This is a genomic window from Kribbella sp. NPDC003557, assembly GCF_040610805.1.
In the GTDB taxonomy this organism is placed as follows: Bacteria; Actinomycetota; Actinomycetes; order Propionibacteriales; family Kribbellaceae; genus Kribbella.
Genome location: NZ_JBEXMY010000006.1, coordinates 199,790 through 215,347, shown reverse-complemented (window position 1 = coordinate 215,347; position 15,558 = coordinate 199,790). Strand labels below are relative to the sequence as shown.

The 15,558-nt window shown below is 70.6% G+C and carries 14 protein-coding genes; 9 read left to right on the top strand and 5 right to left on the bottom strand.

Annotated features, from left to right (window positions below; genetic code table 11):
* The first annotated feature begins 15 nt into the window (after positions 1 to 15).
* The 6 genes from ABZW60_RS25680 to ABZW60_RS25655 are packed head-to-tail and all read left to right on the top strand — an operon-like array spanning position 16 to position 7,288.
* Positions 16 to 1,707 carry an ABC transporter substrate-binding protein gene (locus tag ABZW60_RS25680; RefSeq protein ID WP_355480871.1) on the top strand — a complete coding sequence of 564 codons (1,692 nt, stop codon included), beginning with the start codon at positions 16 to 18 and terminating at the stop codon, positions 1,705 to 1,707.
* Entirely contained in the window at positions 1,704 to 2,657 is a 954-nt protein-coding gene (locus ABZW60_RS25675; RefSeq protein ID WP_355480869.1) for an ABC transporter permease, read from the top strand. Before ABZW60_RS25680 ends, ABZW60_RS25675 begins: the two co-directional genes overlap by 4 nt.
* Positions 2,657 to 3,544 (top strand): ABC transporter permease, encoded by an 888-nt coding sequence (locus tag ABZW60_RS25670; protein WP_355480867.1) that lies wholly within the window; start codon positions 2,657 to 2,659, stop codon positions 3,542 to 3,544. Before ABZW60_RS25675 ends, ABZW60_RS25670 begins: the two co-directional genes overlap by 1 nt.
* Entirely contained in the window at positions 3,541 to 4,518 is a 978-nt protein-coding gene (locus tag ABZW60_RS25665) for an ABC transporter ATP-binding protein (protein WP_355480865.1), read from the top strand. The genes ABZW60_RS25670 and ABZW60_RS25665 overlap by 4 nt, the downstream gene beginning before the upstream one ends.
* Positions 4,518 to 5,534 (top strand): ABC transporter ATP-binding protein, encoded by a 1,017-nt coding sequence (locus ABZW60_RS25660; protein WP_355480863.1) that lies wholly within the window; start codon positions 4,518 to 4,520, stop codon positions 5,532 to 5,534. The genes ABZW60_RS25665 and ABZW60_RS25660 overlap by 1 nt, the downstream gene beginning before the upstream one ends.
* Complete coding sequence (locus tag ABZW60_RS25655; RefSeq protein ID WP_355480861.1) at positions 5,531 to 7,288, top strand: gamma-glutamyltransferase; 1,758 nt, start codon at positions 5,531 to 5,533, stop codon at positions 7,286 to 7,288. Before ABZW60_RS25660 ends, ABZW60_RS25655 begins: the two co-directional genes overlap by 4 nt.
* A 16-nt stretch (positions 7,289 to 7,304) precedes the next feature.
* Here the strand turns inward: ABZW60_RS25655 and ABZW60_RS25650 are convergent, their stop codons facing one another.
* Positions 7,305 to 7,982, bottom strand: coding sequence for a GntR family transcriptional regulator (locus ABZW60_RS25650; RefSeq protein WP_355480859.1), 678 nt, complete (start codon positions 7,980 to 7,982; stop codon positions 7,305 to 7,307).
* A 93-nt stretch (positions 7,983 to 8,075) separates the two neighbouring features.
* Between ABZW60_RS25650 and ABZW60_RS25645 the strand changes: the two genes are divergently transcribed.
* Positions 8,076 to 8,936, top strand: coding sequence for a GNAT family N-acetyltransferase (locus ABZW60_RS25645; RefSeq protein WP_355480858.1), 861 nt, complete (start codon positions 8,076 to 8,078; stop codon positions 8,934 to 8,936).
* A 43-nt stretch (positions 8,937 to 8,979) separates the two neighbouring features.
* Here the strand turns inward: ABZW60_RS25645 and ABZW60_RS25640 are convergent, their stop codons facing one another.
* Positions 8,980 to 10,746 (bottom strand): M1 family metallopeptidase, encoded by a 1,767-nt coding sequence (locus ABZW60_RS25640; RefSeq protein ID WP_355480856.1) that lies wholly within the window; start codon positions 10,744 to 10,746, stop codon positions 8,980 to 8,982.
* Positions 10,747 to 10,874: 128 nt separating this feature from the next.
* Here ABZW60_RS25640 and ABZW60_RS25635 point away from each other — a divergent pair, with 128 nt between their 5' ends.
* The gene (locus ABZW60_RS25635) at positions 10,875 to 12,434 is read left to right on the top strand and encodes an adenylate/guanylate cyclase domain-containing protein (RefSeq protein ID WP_355480854.1); all 1,560 of its coding nucleotides are present in this window, start codon (positions 10,875 to 10,877) and stop codon (positions 12,432 to 12,434) included.
* On the opposite strand, the gene ABZW60_RS25630 is transcribed toward ABZW60_RS25635, so the two are convergent.
* The 3 genes from ABZW60_RS25630 to ABZW60_RS25620 are packed head-to-tail and all read right to left on the bottom strand — an operon-like array spanning position 12,382 to position 14,669.
* A complete protein-coding gene (locus tag ABZW60_RS25630) occupies positions 12,382 to 13,119 on the bottom strand; it encodes a TioE family transcriptional regulator (protein WP_355480852.1) in 738 nt (245 codons plus the stop codon). The two genes, ABZW60_RS25635 and ABZW60_RS25630, sit on opposite strands and share 53 nt — an antisense overlap.
* A 4-nt stretch (positions 13,120 to 13,123) precedes the next feature.
* Positions 13,124 to 13,870 (bottom strand): SDR family oxidoreductase, encoded by a 747-nt coding sequence (locus ABZW60_RS25625; RefSeq protein ID WP_355480850.1) that lies wholly within the window; start codon positions 13,868 to 13,870, stop codon positions 13,124 to 13,126.
* 13 nt (positions 13,871 to 13,883) lie between these two features.
* Positions 13,884 to 14,669 carry a GNAT family N-acetyltransferase gene (locus tag ABZW60_RS25620; protein WP_355480848.1) on the bottom strand — a complete coding sequence of 262 codons (786 nt, stop codon included), beginning with the start codon at positions 14,667 to 14,669 and terminating at the stop codon, positions 13,884 to 13,886.
* Between the two features lie 106 nt (positions 14,670 to 14,775).
* Here ABZW60_RS25620 and ABZW60_RS25615 point away from each other — a divergent pair, with 106 nt between their 5' ends.
* A complete protein-coding gene (locus tag ABZW60_RS25615; RefSeq protein WP_355480846.1) occupies positions 14,776 to 15,555 on the top strand; it encodes a metalloregulator ArsR/SmtB family transcription factor in 780 nt (259 codons plus the stop codon).
* The last annotated feature ends 3 nt before the right edge of the window (positions 15,556 to 15,558 follow it).

The window sequence follows — 15,558 nt, the reverse complement described above, 5'->3', positions numbered from 1 at the left end:
TACTAGGAGCACGTGATGACTCGTCGACTGTCACTGAACCGTTTCATCCCGAGCGCCCGCCGCCGCAGCGTCGCTGGGGCCGGCGCGGCGTTCGTCGCGCTGGCCCTCGTCGGAACCGCCTGCTCGCCGGTGGAGCCGGCCGGCGACGGCGACCAGTCCGGCGGCGGCCAGTCGAGCGCCGCCGGACAGGACGTGTTCGGTGACGCGGCCGACCCGGCGCAGGTGAAGCAGGGCGGAACGCTGACGGTCGCGCTGTCGGCCGACCCGGACAAGCTCGACCCGACGCTGTCGCGCAGTCTGTACTCGCGCTACGTCTTCCACACGATGTGCGAGAAGCTGTACGACCTCGGGCCGGACGCGAAGGTGGTGCCGCAGCTCGCGACCGCGTTGCCGACCATCTCCTCCGACGGGCTCAGCCTGACGATCCCGCTCAAGGAAGGCGTGAAGTTCGCCGACGGCGGCGCCTTCGATGCGAACGCCGTGAAGATCTCGCTGAACCGGGACCTCACGCTGGCCGGCTCGGCCCGCAAGAGCGAGCTCGGCCCGATCACGTCGATCGAGACCCCGGACGCCAAGACCGTGGTCATCAAGCTGTCGAAGCCGTTCGCCCCGCTCACCGCGGCGCTCGCCGACCGGGCCGGCATGGTGCTCAGCCCCGCTGCCGTCGCGAAGCTCGGTGCCAACTTCTCGAACGCGCCGGTGTGCGTGGGTCCGTTCAAGTTCGCCAGCCGGGTCGCGCAGAACTCGATCAAGGTCGTCAAGGACCCGCAGTACTACAACGCCGCCAAGGTGCACCTGGACGCGATCGAGTACCGGATCATCACCGACTCCAGCATCCGCTCGGCGAACCTGAAGTCCGGCGACGCACAGGTCGCGGACTCCCTCTCGTCGCAGGACGCGCCGACCCTGCAGAAGGACTCCAGCGTCAGCGTGCTGCAGTCGCAGTCACTCGGGTACCAGGGCCTGACGATCAACATCGGGAACGCCAACGGCATCGGCAACCCGCTCAAGCCGCTGGACACCCCGATCGCCAAGGATCCGAAGGTCAGGCAGGCGCTGGCCCTCTCGATCGACCGCGACGCGCTGGTGAAGTCGATCTTCAACGGGCTCAACACGGTCGCCTGCTCGCCGGTGTCACCGAAGAGCGAGTTCACCTCCGACGCGGCGCAGGTGTGCCCGCCGCACGATCCCGCGAAGGCCAAGCAGTTGCTCGCCGACGCCGGCGTGAGCACGCCGTACAAGGTCGAGATGATCACCTCCAACAACCCCGACAGCCTGCGGCTCGCGCAGGCGCTGCAGGGCATGGTGAAGGACGGCGGCTTCGACCTGGTCATCAAGCCCGTCGAGTACGCGGCGCTGCTGGACCAGCAGGATCGCGGTGACTTCGAGCTGCTGCAGCTCGGCTGGTCGGGCCGTGTCGACCCGGACGCGAACATCTACAACTTCGTCGGCACCACCGGCAGCCAGAACGTCTCCGGCTACAGCAACCCCGACGTCGACAAGCTCCTCACCGACGCCCGCCAGGCCACCGACCAGGCGCAGCGCGTCAAGCTGTACGGCGACGTGGTCAGCAAGCTGCAGCAGGACGACCCGATCATCTACATGTACCGCCAGCGCAACCTGACCGGCGTCTCGAAGAAGCTGCTCGGCATCCAGGTCTATCCCGACGGCGTGATCCGCACCGCCTTCGCAGGATTCGCGAAGTGAGGCGGTACCTGCTCAATCGGCTGTGGCAGTCCGCGGTGACGCTCGTGCTTGCGACGATCGTGGTGTTCGCCGGGGTGCGGGCGTTGCCCGGGGACCCGGCGCTGGCGCTGGCCGGGGAGGACCGCGATCCGGAGTCGTTGCGGGCGATCCGGCAGCAGTACGGGCTGGACCAGTCGTGGATCGTGCAGTTCTGGCAGTTCGTCAGCCACGCGGCGCGCGGTGACCTGGGGCAATCGATCCGGACCGGTGCCCCGGTGCGGTCGATGATCGTCAGCGCGTTGCCGGTGACGATCGAGCTGTCGGTGCTGGCGATCCTGATCGCCAGCGTGATCGGCGTCGGCGCCGGCGTGGTGGCCGCCGTACGGCGCGGGCGCCCGGCGGAGTGGGCCGCGAACGCGCTAGCACTGCTAGGACTGTCGGTGCCGCACTTCTGGCTCGGGCTGATGGCGATCCTGTACCTGTCCGTTGCCCTCGGCCTCTTCCCCGCGTCGGGTTTCGTGCCGTTCTTCAGCGACCCGGTGGCCAACCTCCACCACCTGATCCTCCCGGCGGTGATCCTCGGCACCGGACTGGCCGCGGTGATCATGCGCCAGACGCGATCATCGATGCTCGACGCCCTGTCCGCCGACTACATCCGGACGGCCGAAGCCAAAGGCCTCTCCCCCAAGGCGGTCGTCGGAAAACATGCCCTGCGCAACAGCCTGATCGTGGTCGTCACGATCGTCGGCCTCCAACTCGGCGCGCTCATCTCCGGAGCGGTCGTCACCGAACGGATCTTCGCCCTGCCCGGATTCGGCAAGCTCACCGTCGACGCGGTCTTCCAGCGCGACTACCCCGTCATCCAGGCGGTCGTGCTGGTGACCGCCACGGCGTACATCGTGATCAACCTGCTGGTCGACCTGCTGTACTCCGTGATCGATCCGCGGATCCGCGTGCGAGGTGAGGCGTGATGGCCGTCGCCGACATGGCGGATGCCGTGACCACGGCTCCGCTCCGCAGCAACCGCCGCCGGGTGGTGCGCCGCATCCTGCACAACCCACTCGCGCTGACCGGGCTAGCAGTGCTGGCGCTCGCGGTGTTCCTGGCCGTGTTCGCGAACTGGCTCGCGCCGCACGAACCGACCCAGAACCATCTCGACCGCGCGTTCGCCCCGCCCGGCACCGTCGGCTACCTGCTCGGCACCGACGATCTCGGCCGCGACGTGCTCTCCCGGATCATGTTCGGGCTGCGCGCGTCGTTGCATGTCGGTGTGCTCGCGGTCGCGTTCTCCCTGGTGGTCGGCGTGCCGCTGGGGCTGATCGCCGGGTACTTCCGGACGATCGACGCCCTGATCTCCCGGCTCACCGACCTGGTGCTGGCGTTCCCGTTCCTGATCCTCGCCGTCGGGCTCGCCGCGATCCGCGGCGCGAGCCTCGGCAACGCGGCGATCGCGATCGGTATCGCCCAGATCCCCGGCATGATCCGGATCGTCCGGTCCGAGACACTGCGGCTCAAATCGCTCGACTTCGTCGCCGCGGCGATCGTCGAGGGCGCCGGTGACGCCTGGGTGCTGGGCCGGCACATCCTCCCGAACGCAGGTTCGGCGATCATCGTCCAGGCCACCGTCGGCATCCCGGCGGCGATCCTCGGCGAGGCCGTGCTGTCGTTCCTCGGCCTCGGGATCCAGCCGCCCGCCCCGAGCCTCGGCACGATGCTCGCCGACGCGCAGCAGTTCGCGTCCCGGGCGCCGTGGGCCGCAGTGATGCCCGGTGTCGCGATCATGCTGCTCACGCTGGCGTTCAACATCGTCGGCGACAGCCTCCGCGACGCCCTCGACCCGAAGGCGAGCCGCCGATGAGACCTGTACTGGCAGTCAAGGACCTGACCGTCACGTTCCGGACCGAGGACGGGCCGTTGTCGGCGGTCGACCGGGTCGGGTTCGAGGTCGGGGACGGCGAGGTGCTCGCGGTGGTCGGCGAATCCGGCTGCGGCAAGAGCGTCACGGCGATGAGCATCGCCGGTCTGCTCCCCCGTACCGCGACCGTCCACGGCTCGGTCGAACTCGACGGCACCGAACTGATCGGCGCCGACAAGCGCACACTGCGGTCGATCCGCGGTCGCGAGGTCGCGTACATCTTCCAGGAGCCGATGACCTCGCTGAACCCGGTCTTCACCGTCGGCCACCAGATCAGCGAGGTACTGCGCACGCATGTCGGCCTCGGCCGTCAGGCGGCGCGTGACCGCGCGATCGAACTGCTGAAGCTCGTCGGCATCCCGTCCGCCGAGCGACGTGTCGGCGACTACCCGCATCAACTGTCCGGCGGCATGCGGCAACGGGTGATGATCGCGATGGCCGTCGCCTGCGACCCGAAGGTCCTGATCGCTGACGAGCCGACCACCGCCCTCGACGTGACGATCCAGGCCGGCATCCTCGACGTCCTGCGCGGGCTGCGGGAACGCCTCGGGACCAGCATCGTGCTGATCACGCACGACCTCGGCGTGGTCGCCGACCTCGCCGACCGGGTCGCGGTGATGTACGCCGGGCGCGTCGTCGAGACCGCCGAGGTCCACGACCTGTTCGCGCGCCCGCAGCACCCTTACACGGTCGGGCTGCTCGGCGCCTCGCCCGCGGCCGGCCGGCACGCGGAATCCCAGCGGCTGAACGAGATTCCCGGCCTGGTGCCGGTGCTCACCGAGCAACCCGACGCCTGCACCTTCGCCGACCGCTGCCCGCGAGCGGTCGACACCTGTACGTCGTCCCAGCCGCAGCTCACCGACGCCTCGCATCGGGTCGCCTGCTGGAACCCCGTTCGCGAATCAGTGGAGGTCTGATGGACGCCACTTCACATCCCGCCGAGCGAAGCGAGTCGGTGCCCGCCCTGGAAGTGGAAGATCTCGTCATGCACTTCGGGCCGGTCCGTGCGGTCGACGGGGTCACCCTCCGGATCCGCCAGGGTTCGGTCGTCGCGCTCGTCGGCGAGAGCGGGTCGGGCAAGTCGACGGTCGGCCGCTGCATCGTCCGGCTGCTCGAACCGACCGGCGGAACCGTGCGCGTGGCCGGCGCCGACATCACGCATCTCGATCGCCGCCGGCTGCGGCCGCACCGTCGCGACGTGTCGATCGTGTTCCAGGACCCGGCCGGTTCGCTCGATCCCCGGCTGTCGGTCGGGCACATCGTCGGCGAGCCGCTGCGCCTGATGCGCCGCAAGGACATCTCCGCCAAGGTCGCCGAGGCTCTGCGCCGGGTCGGGCTCCGGCCCGAGGTGGCGCAGCGGGCACCGCACGAACTGTCCGGCGGTCAGCGGCAGCGGGTCAGCATCGCCCGCGCGTTGATCTCCGAGCCTCGGCTGCTCGTCGCGGACGAGCCGACGAGCGCGCTGGACGTCTCGGTGCAGGCCGCCGTCCTCAACCTGCTCGCCGACCTGCAGCGTGATCTCGGGTTCGCCTGCCTGTTCATCACCCACGACCTGTCCGCGGTCGAGTACCTCGCGGACGAGGTCGCCGTGATGTACCTGGGCCAGCTTGTCGAGCAGGGACCCCGAGCGCGGATCTTCGGGAAGCCGGCGCACCCGTACACGCAGGCGCTGCTGTCCGCGGCGCCCGTACCCGACCCTGCCGAGCAGCGCGCCCGCCGGCCGGTCCTGCTGGGCGACGACCTCCCGTCGGCGATCGACCCGCCGCCGGGCTGCCGCTTCCACACCCGCTGCCCGGTCGCGGTGGACACATGCCGGACGGTCGTCCCGGAACGGCGGACGATCGGAGAAGGTGGACACCAGGTCGCCTGTCACCTCGTCCAGGACGACGGCACCGGGCCCGACGTACGACCAACTGAAGGAGTCGTTCGATGAGTTTTACCACCCGGCCGACGCTGCGCGGCACGTTCGGGATGGTTTCGTCCACGCACTGGCTGGCGTCGCAGTCGGCGATGCGGATCCTCGAGCTGGGCGGCAACGCGTTCGACGCGGGCGCCGCGGCCGGGTTCGTGCTGCATGTGGTCGAGCCGCACCTCAACGGGCCCGGCGGTGAGGTGCCGGCCATCGTCGCGACCGCCGCCGACCCGACGCCGCGCGTCCTGTGCGGTCAGGGTGTCGCGCCGGCCGGTGCGACCATCGAGCACTACCGCTCGCTCGGCCTGACGTTGGTCCCCGGCTCGGGTCCGCTCGCCGCCACGGTTCCCGGCGCTGTGGACGCGTGGCTGCTCATGCTGCGCGATCACGGCACGCTGCCGCTGAGCGTCGTACTCGAGCCGGCCATCGAGTACGCGCGCAACGGGCACCCGCTCGTGCCGCGGATCGCCGACACCATCGCCACCGTGCAGCAGCTCTTCGAGGAGCACTGGCCGACGTCCGCCGCGCTCTGGCTCGCGGACGGCGCTCCGGTGACCGGGCGGTTCAGGAACGAGGCGTACGCCGCGACGCTCGAGAAGCTCGTCGCCGAGGGCGAGGCGGCCGGCGCGGATCGGCAGGCGCAGATCGAGCGGGCGCGGACGACCTGGCGGGAGGGGTTCGTCGCGGAGGCGATCGACACGTTCTCGCGGATCCCGCACCGGGACTCCAGCGGCGCGGACCACGCCGGGCTGATCACGGGCGATGACCTGGCCGCGTTCGAGGCGAGCTGGGAGGACGCGGCGACGTACGACTGGAACGGGTACACGGTCGCCAAGACCGGTCCGTGGGGACAGGGCCCGGGGCTGCTGCAGTCGCTCGCCGTCCTCGCTGAGCTCGGGGATGTTGATCTCGACACCGCCGAGGGGGTGCACACGACGGTCGAGGTGATGAAGCTGTCGTACGCCGACCGTGAGGCGTGGTACGGCGATGGTGCGGAGGTGCCACTCGACACGCTGCTCTCCCCCGCGTACGCCGCCGAGCGGGCGAAGCTGGTCGGGGCGGACGCCTCGCTGGAGCTTCGTCCGGGCAGTCCGGGCGGGCGGACGCCGAGGCTGCCGTCGATTGCCACGGGCAACGAGACGGGCGATGCGACGACCGGGGAGCCGACCGTCTCCCCGGTGGGCGAGACGCGTGGTGACACCTGTCATGTGGACGTGGTGGACCGCTGGGGCAACATGATCTCGGCGACGCCGAGCGGAGGCTGGCTGCAGTCGTCGCCGACGATTCCCTCGCTGGGGTTCTGCCTTGGTAGCCGGGCTCAGATGTTCTGGCTGGAGGACGGGCTGCCCGCCTCGCTCGCGCCCGGCAAGCGGCCGCGGACCACGCTCACGCCGACGCTCGTGCTTCGTGACGGGGAGCCGGTGATGGCGTGTGGGTCGCCTGGGGGTGACCAGCAGGATCAGTGGCAGTTGTTGTTCCTGCTGCGGCATCTCGGTGCCGGCCTGGATCTGCAGGAGGCGATCGATGCCCCGGCGTGGCACACGACCGGGTTCCCGTCGTCGTTCTACCCGCGGACGTCGGAGCCCGGCGGACTGGTGGTGGAGAGCCGGGTCGGCCAGGCGGCCCTCGACGAGCTGACGAGGCGAGGCCACGTGGTCACCGAGTCCGACCCGTGGAGCCTCGGCCGACTGTGCGCGGTCCGCAAAGAACCCGACGGAGTACTAGCCGCCGCAGCAAACCCAAGAGGCATGCAAGGCTATGCAGTAGGCCGCTAACCGCGCCGACCGCAGCTCAGGAGGTGCGGTGGAGGGCGGCCTTGGCGGCGGCTTGGACGTGTAGGCGGGCTGCTTCGGTGGCGGCTTCGGCGTCGCCGGCTTCGATGGCGTCGACCAGGCGGACGTGTTCCTCGGACGAATGGGGTGCTCGTTGGGCGGCGCCGACGCGGAAGACCCAATGCACGTGGTGGTACATCGCGGCCGAGATCGAGAGCAGCCAGCGGTTCCCGCTGACCTCGATCACGGCGCGGTGGAACGCGCTGTTCAGCTCGGCGACCCGGTCGAAGTCGCCGGCCTTCGTGGCGGCGTTCGCGTCCTCGACCAGCCGGCGCAGCATCGCGATGCCGTCGGGCGTCGCCCGCTCCGCCGCGTGCCCGGCGGCGAGCGTCTCGAGCTGCTGCCGTACGGCGAACAGGTCGCGCACCGCGGTCTCGTCGAGCGTCGCGACGACCGCGCCCCGCCGCGGCAGGATCTGCACGAAGCCCTCGGCCTCGACGACGCGCAGCGCCTCCCGGACCGGGTTGCGGGACACGCCGAAGTCATCCGCGAGCCGGGTCTCGGTCAGCCGCTCGCCCTCCCGGTACTCCCCGTCCACGATCCGCCGGCGCAGCTCCGCCAGGACCTGCTCGCGGAGCGCGACATGGTCGGCACCGATCGTGCGTACGACGCGCACCTCGTCGTCCAACTGCTCCACCCCTGGGCTCCTCTCCCCGTTCGGCCTGCGGGCCACGCTAGCCGATCGCCCTCCGCGCGGCACCTGATCCCGGAACCGCGTTATGTTGACGGCTTGAGCATCAGACTGATTCCGCTGACAGACCCCGACGTCAAGCCGTTCAGCCGCCGGATCGCCTGGCTGGCCGCGGAGCCCGACGGTACGCCGGTCGGTTCGGCGTTCCTCCGGCTGAACAGCCGCAAGGCCCACGCGCACCTGGGCGAGACGGAGCTCACCGTGCACCCCGCCGAGCGCGGCCGCGGGATCGGGACGCTGCTCCTCGGCGCGGTCGTCAACGGCGCGCGCGAGCACGACGTACGGACGCTCGTCACGGACGTCGACGTCGACTCGGTCGGCGACCGCTTCCTCCAGCGGCGCGGATTCGGCATCGGCCTGACGCTCATCTACGCGCGGCTAGACCTGTCCACAACCACACCCGATGTCCCCGAGGTCCCCGGCTACCGGCTGGTGTCGTGGGACGGCGTCCCGCCGGACGACCTGGTGCGGACCTTCACCGACGCGCGCTCCGGGATGGACGATGCTCCGTCCGGATCGATCGAGACACCCGTGGATCGCTGGGACGTCGAGCGGACCAGGTACGCCGCGGAGCTGATCGCGCAACGCGGCGAGCACCTGTCCGTGGTCGCGGCGGTGGACGGCTCGGGCCGCATCGCCGGCTTCACCGAGGTCGTCGTGCCGGGTGACGGGAAGGGCGACGGGCAGCACTACGGCACCGCCGTCCTTCCCGAGCATCGCGGCCGCGGGCTCGCGCTGTGGATGAAGGCCGCGCAGATCCACGAGACCCGTCGCCGGTTCCCCGATCTCGACGGGCTGCGCACCGACACGGTCGACACCAACACGGCCATGCGCCGCACCAACGACCGCCTCGGCTACCGCCCGCAGTACCGGACCCATCGCCGCAAGCTGGACCTCTAGCAGCCCGGCCGGCCGGTACAGCACGAGCCCGGCACCGGCCGGGCTACTGGCCGAGGATCTTCTGCACCGCCGCGGTGGTGATCGGGTGGTAGCCGGGGCGGGCCTTGGCGAAGACCTCCGCGGCGAAGGCCCGATCCGTGCCGGCCAGGGCCTGGTAGACCGGGAGGACGAGCTTCATCCGGCCGACCCGGGTGAGGAACTCGGCCATCTCGGCGTACGCCGCCTCGTAGCTGCTCGCGGCAACGATCTGGTACCAGCGGCGCGCGATCTCGCCGTTCGCCGTGCCGGTCAGGCCGAACGCGCGGTCGAGCTGCTGCAGCAGCACCGGGCTCAGGACGTCCGGAGCCGCGTCGAGGAACCGCAGCCACTCCTGCGTCGTCCACCGCTCCGCGCCGTGCGGCAGCTCGCCCGTGGACAACCACAGGCCGCGCGCCTCGTCGACGACCTGGAACCGCGCCGACACCGCCCGCTCCGCGAAGGCAGGAATGCCCGGCTCGTACAGCCACGCCGCCAGCTCGTGCTCCTTCACCACGCCCGGGGAGGGCGCGACCAGGTGCTCGCGCAGGTGCTCGACGAAGTCGTCGGTGTTGATGCTGCGGAACGCGAACCGGTCGAAGTACCCGCGCAGGAACGGGTCGAACACCTCGCGCGTGAACCGCTGCTCCAGCCAGGACAGGAACCACGAGCCCTTGAGCGGGCCTGTCGACGTCTTGCCGTGGTACTCGGACCGGTGGTGCAGCCCCGGCAGCTCCACCGCGAGCTCGGCCGGCGTCAGCGGGTCGAGCTTCACCACGGTCGCGTGCTGCTTGATCGCGGTCTCCATCACCGCGAACTCGGTCCCGTAGACGGCCTCGACGATCCGGTTCTCGACGTACGACGTGAAGCCCTCGTTGAGCCAGATGTCGTCCCAGCTGTCCTGCGTGACCAGGTTGCCCGACCAGCTGTGCGCGAGCTCGTGCGCGATCACGCTGACCAGCGACTTGTCGCCGATCACCACGGTCGGCGTCGCGAAGGTCATCCGCGGGTTCTCCATGCCGCCGTACGGGAACGACGGCGGCAGCACCAGCAGGTCGTAGCGACCCCAGCGGTACGGGCCGAAGAGTTCCTCGGTGACCCGCATCATCTCCTCGGTGTCCGAGAACTCGGTCGCCGCCCGGCGGACCGTCGCGGGCTCGGCCCACACGCCCGACCGCTCGCCGAGCGGCTCGAACACCAGGTCGCCCGCGGCGATCGCCAGCAGGTACGACGGGATCGGCTCGGGCATCACCACGTCGTACGACCCGGTACGCCGGGAGGTCGTGCCGTTGTCGGCGCTCATCAGCACCATCAGCTCCGGCGGCGCCGTCACGTGCGCCGCGTAGCTGAACCGGACGCCGGGCGTGTCCTGCACCGGCACCCAGCTGCGCGCGTGGATCGCCTGCGACTGGCTGAACATGAACGGCATCACGCCGCCCGCCGTCATCGCCGGCTCCAGCCACTGCAGGCCGGTCGCGGTCGGGGCGGTCCGGTAGCTGACCTTGACCCGCGGATGACCCGCGGTCCGGATCCTCAGCGCGGAGCCGAGCTCCGGGTCCGGCACCGCGAGACCGTATTCCAGCGGCTCCCAGCCGTCGGCGGTCTCCCCCTCGACACCCAGCACCGTGAGATCTCGGGTGTCCAGGACGAGCCGGTCGGTCGCACCGGTCCAGGCGAGCGTGTGCGTGGCGCTGCCGGCCAGCACTTTCTCGTCGAAGTCGAGCGCGAGGTCGAGCTCGAGGTGGGTGGTCCGAACCACGTTCGGCTCGGCGTAGGAGTGGCGATCGTACGTCAAAGGAAGCTCCGCAGGTGAGGCGTCCGGGGAACATTACCCACGTCCCGGCCGGTTCGGACGGCCAATCTGGGCCAGCCGCACCACCGTGCCAAAACCCTGGTTCGGTCCTGACGCGGCAGACTGTGTCCATGATGTCCCAGCAAAGTCCCGAGCTGGTGCTGAAACGGCGGCCGTTCGGGTCCTGGCTGCTCGGACCGGCCGACCAGAGTCCGCGGCGGCTGCGGGTCCGCCTGCAGATCCTGATGACCACGTTCTCGATCGGCACCAACCTGATCGGCGCGCTCGTCGTGTTCGTGCTCGCGGTCTTCGTCCTGCCCGGGCCGTCGCTGGTCGACCAGCTCCAGCTCGTCGACGCGATCGTCATCCCGGCGTACTTCGTGGTCGCCGTCGCGATCGGCTGTGTCTGGAGCACCCGCCTGACCCGTCGCGTGACGCGCTGGATCGACCTCGGTCGCCCGGCCAGTCGCCGCGAGCAGATCGCCACCCTGCAGCTGCCGCTGCGACTCACGCTGATCGAGGTGCTGCTCTGGATGCTCGCGGCGGTGTTCTTCACCGTGATGACGCTGGTCCTGCAGCCGGAGAACGCGCTGCGCGTCGCGCTGACGGTCGTCGACGGCACGATCATCACCTGCTCGGTCTCGTATCTGCTGACCGAGTTCGCGCTCCGCCCGGTCGCGGCGCGGGCGCTGGTCGATTCCCCGCCGCCGCGCCGGCTGCTGGCGGCCGGGCTGAAGGCGCGGATGGTGTTCTTCTGGGCGGTCGGCTCGGGTGTCCCGGTGGCCGGGCTGATGCTGGCCGCGATCCTCGCGCTGATCGAGGGTGACGTCACGTCGACCCGGCTCTCGGTCGTCATCCTTGCCCTCGGCATCGTGGCGCTCGGCAACGGGTGCCTGCTGACCTGGCTGTCGGCGAAGTCGGTGGTGGCGCCGGTGCGCTCGGTGCGGGACGCGCTCAGCCTGATCGGCGAGGGACGCCTGGACCTGAGCATCCCGGTGTTCGACGGCACCGAGCTGGGGTCGCTGCAGGCCGGTTTCAACCGGATGGCGGAAGGCTTGCGCGAGCGGGAGCGGATCCGGGACGTGTTCGGCCGGTACGTCGGGCCGGATGTCGTGCAGGAGGCCCTGTCGAGCGACAGCCTCGGCGGCGAGGAGCGGTACGTCGCGGTGCTGTTCGTGGACCTGGTCGGATCGACCGAGCTGGCGGCGCAGCGGCCGCCGGCCGAGGTCGTGCAGCTGCTCAACCGGTTCTTCGCGCTCGTGGTCTCCGAGGTGGACCGCCAAGGCGGGTTTGTGAACAAGTTCGCCGGCGACGCGGCGCTCGCCGTCTTCGGTGCGCCGGCCGAGCTGGCGGACCCGGCAGGCAGCGCGCTCACCGCAGGCCGCGAGCTGGCCCGCCGGCTCGCCGACGAGTTGCCGGAAGCAACCGCGGGCATCGGTGTCACGGCCGGGGTCGTAGTGGCCGGCACGGTGGGCGACGTACGGCGGCACGAGTACACCGTGATCGGGGACCCGGTGAACGAGGCCGCCCGGCTGAGCGAGCTGGCCAAGACGGCGCCCGGCCGGTTGATGGCCTCGATGACCGCGGTCGACGACGCGGCGCTGGCCGAGGCCGATCAGTGGCGGCAGACGGACCTCGTCACAGTGCGAGGGCGGACGGTGCCGACCCGGCTTGCCGTTCCCCATCAGTGATCAGCTGGTGCAGCAGCGCGGCGCCGTACAGCATCGCCCTGGTCTGGCGGTCGTGGGCGGCGCGGCGCTCGGCGATCGCGGTTCGCAGCGCGTCGGTGCTGCCGGTCCGGCGCAGGCCGTCGAGGACCGGCTTGATCTGCTCGAAGTAGTACCTGCCCTGGCGGAGCATGTGGATGATCCGCGCGTCCCGCACCTGCTCCGGGCCGTAGCGGCGGTATTTCGTCCCCGGCTCCCGCGTCGGCGCGAGCAGACCGGCCGCCTCCCACACCCGCAGGGCCGACGTACGGATGCCCAGGCGGTGCGCGAGCTCTCCCACGAGCAAGGACGGGCCGGTCACCGGCTGCTCGTCGACGTACTCCGCGGCCAGCGCGGCCAGCGCCTCACTCGCGGCGTCGGTCGCGAGTCGTTGCTCGTGCAGTGCGGCGTGGGCCGCGTCGACCAGCCGGTAGGCCAGCGCCTCGTCGCCGTCGTGGACGGCGAGCATGATCTCCGTGGCCGTCTCCGCGCCGAAACCCGGTGCGAGCGCGCGGTAGGTCAGCAGCGCCTGCACATGCTCGGGCCCGTACTGCCGGTACCCGGTGTCCGAGCGCGGCGCCGGCGGCAGGATCCCGGCCGCCTCGTAGTTGCGCACGAGCTGGGTCGACACCCCCGCCCGCCGCGCGAGGTCCACCGGGCGCAGTCCCATCGCGTCACCGGCCGCCGGACACGTCGACGGTGGTGCCGGTCATGTACGACGAGCGCGGCGATGCGAGGAACGCGATCACCTCGGCCACTTCCTCTGCCGTCCCCGGGCGGGCCAGCGGCGGCGTCGCACCCAGCCGGTCGAGGCGGCCGGGCTCGTGGATGCCGGTCTGGATCAGTCCGGGCCGCACGCCGAGCACGCGGACGCCTTCCTTCGCGACCTCGTTCGCCAGGCCCGTGGTGAGCGCGTCGACGGCGGCCTTGCTCGCCGCGTAGTCGACGTACTCGCCGGCCGATCCGAGGACCGCGGCACGCGAGGAGATGTTCACGATGACGCCGCCGGTCCCGCCGTACGCCGTGGACATCCGGCGGACCGCGGCGCCGGCCACGAGGAACGCGCTGATCGCGTTGATCCGGAACACCCGGTCGAGCCGCGCCGCGTCGTACTCCGCGACCCGCCCGGACGGCGACACGACGCCGGCATTGTTGATCACGGCACCGATCGGGCCCAGCTCCGCGGTCACGGTGTCGAACAGCCGCTCGATCTGATCCGCCTCGACGACGTCGGCCTGCACGGCGATCGCCCGCCCGCCGCGCTCCTCGCAGGCCTTCACGACCCCGGCGGCCTCGTCGGCCTGTGTCCGGTAGTTGACCCCGACATCCCAGCCGTCCGCCGCGAGCGCGAGCGACGCCGCCGCGCCGATGCCGCGACTTCCACCGGTGACCAGCACAACCCCACGCCGTCCCTCACTCATACGCCCTACTTTGTCATGCGGGCGGCAGGATGAACTGGAGCTGGGTCTCCGCGTCGGCGAAACCCACGGCACGGTAGATCCGGATCGCGAGGTAGTCCGGGTCCGCGACGATGACGAGGGTCTTCGCCCTGGTCAGGCCGTACGTCGACGCGTGGTGGACGAGAGTGCCGGCGAGACCCCGGCCGCGATCCTCCGGCGACGTCAGCACGCTCTGGAACCGGGCCAGGCCGTTGCCGTCGAAGATGAGGCCGAGTGAACTCTGCAGCCGGTCCCCGTCGAACGCCCCGAACCACTTCCCGTGGCCGGCGTCGACCCGCGCGCGATTCGTCACGAGCTTCCGCCGGGTGAACTCCTCGTACTCGGCGTCAACCTCCATGTCCGCGCACGCCAGGTTGTGGTGGTACATCTGCTCCCAGTCGTCGTCGCTGCTCAGGAAGCGGTACGTCGACTGCTCGTTCGGCCGCTGCGGCGGGACAACTCGCCGGGCAGTCATGACCACGCTGCGCTCGACGGTCAGACCGGCCGCGGTCAGCTCGTCCTCCACGCCGACCTCGCCGTCCGTGCTGTCGACGCCCAGGGCGACATGCTGCGCCTCCGGGAATTCGCGGCGGAAGTCGTCGATCCGGCGCTTCGCGTCGCCCGGCGCGAACGGCGTGCGGTAGAGCAGGAAGTTGCCCCACCAGAAGCCCGGATTGGCCGGCGTCCGCGCCACGACGTACGCGCCGGTGTCGTGCACCTCGCTGCCGCCCAGGCCCAGCAGCAACAGATCCGTCCGGAATCCCAGGCTCTCGATCTCCACGCGACCATCCTCGCCGGTGCGTCAATCGGGTTTGGTTGACATGCAGCCATTCGGCTGCCTATGTTGGAAAGGCAGCCGGACGGCTGCCTGAAGCGATCGGAGTGCGATGGACGACGAGGTGTTCCGGGCGCTGGCCGACCCGAGCCGGCGCCGGCTGCTCGACCTGCTGAACGCGCGCAACGGGCAGACGCTGCGGGAGCTGTGCGCCGAGCTGGACATGGCGCGGCAGTCCGTCAGCAAGCACCTCGCCGTCCTCGAGAGCGCGAATCTGGTTAGCACCGTGTGGCGCGGCCGCGAGAAGCTGCACCACCTCAACGCGGAGCCGATCAACGCCATCGCCGATCGCTGGATCCATCAGTACGACCGTCGGCGGGTGCAACTGTTCGCCGACCTGAAGACGGCCTTGGAGGACGACATGAACGACTTCGTGTACACGACCTACATCCGGACCACGCCCGAGCGGTTGTGGCAGGCGCTGACCGACCCGGCGTTCACCGAGCAGTACTGGCAGCTGCACCACGAGACCGACTGGAAGCCCGGCTCCGAGATGGTGTGGCACCAGGGCGACGTCACGATCTCCGGACCGGGGCAGGTGGTGGTCGAGCACACGCCGTACACACGGCTGTCCTACACGTGGCACCACATGACGCCCGAGTTCGCCGCGAAGTACGAGATCGACCAGGCGACGTACGAGCAGATCAGCCGCGAGCCGTTGTCGACGGCAACCTTCGAGCTGGAGCCGGGCGACGGCCAGGTGAAGCTCACCGTGATCCACAGCGGCTTCGAGCCCGGCAGCACGATCCGGACCATGATCCAGGACGGCTGGCCGCTACTGCTCGCGGATCTGAAATCCTTGCTGGAGGCGTCCGTCACCGTCGACCGGTAGGAG

What these genes read in the sequence shown, in the direction of transcription:
- ABZW60_RS25680 (WP_355480871.1), top strand. Translation starts at nt 16, where the DNA reads ATGACTCGTCGACTGTCACTGAACCGTTTCATCCCGAGCGCCCGCCGC.
- ABZW60_RS25670 (WP_355480867.1), top strand. Translation starts at nt 2,657, where the DNA reads ATGGCCGTCGCCGACATGGCGGATGCCGTGACCACGGCTCCGCTCCGC.
- ABZW60_RS25665 (WP_355480865.1), top strand. Translation starts at nt 3,541, where the DNA reads ATGAGACCTGTACTGGCAGTCAAGGACCTGACCGTCACGTTCCGGACC.
- ABZW60_RS25660 (WP_355480863.1), top strand. Translation starts at nt 4,518, where the DNA reads ATGGACGCCACTTCACATCCCGCCGAGCGAAGCGAGTCGGTGCCCGCC.
- ABZW60_RS25655 (WP_355480861.1), top strand. Translation starts at nt 5,531, where the DNA reads ATGAGTTTTACCACCCGGCCGACGCTGCGCGGCACGTTCGGGATGGTT.
- ABZW60_RS25635 (WP_355480854.1), top strand. Translation starts at nt 10,875, where the DNA reads ATGATGTCCCAGCAAAGTCCCGAGCTGGTGCTGAAACGGCGGCCGTTC.
- ABZW60_RS25630 (WP_355480852.1), bottom strand. Translation starts at nt 13,119, where the DNA reads ATGGGACTGCGCCCGGTGGACCTCGCGCGGCGGGCGGGGGTGTCGACC.
- ABZW60_RS25625 (WP_355480850.1), bottom strand. Translation starts at nt 13,870, where the DNA reads ATGAGTGAGGGACGGCGTGGGGTTGTGCTGGTCACCGGTGGAAGTCGC.
- ABZW60_RS25615 (WP_355480846.1), top strand. Translation starts at nt 14,776, where the DNA reads ATGGACGACGAGGTGTTCCGGGCGCTGGCCGACCCGAGCCGGCGCCGG.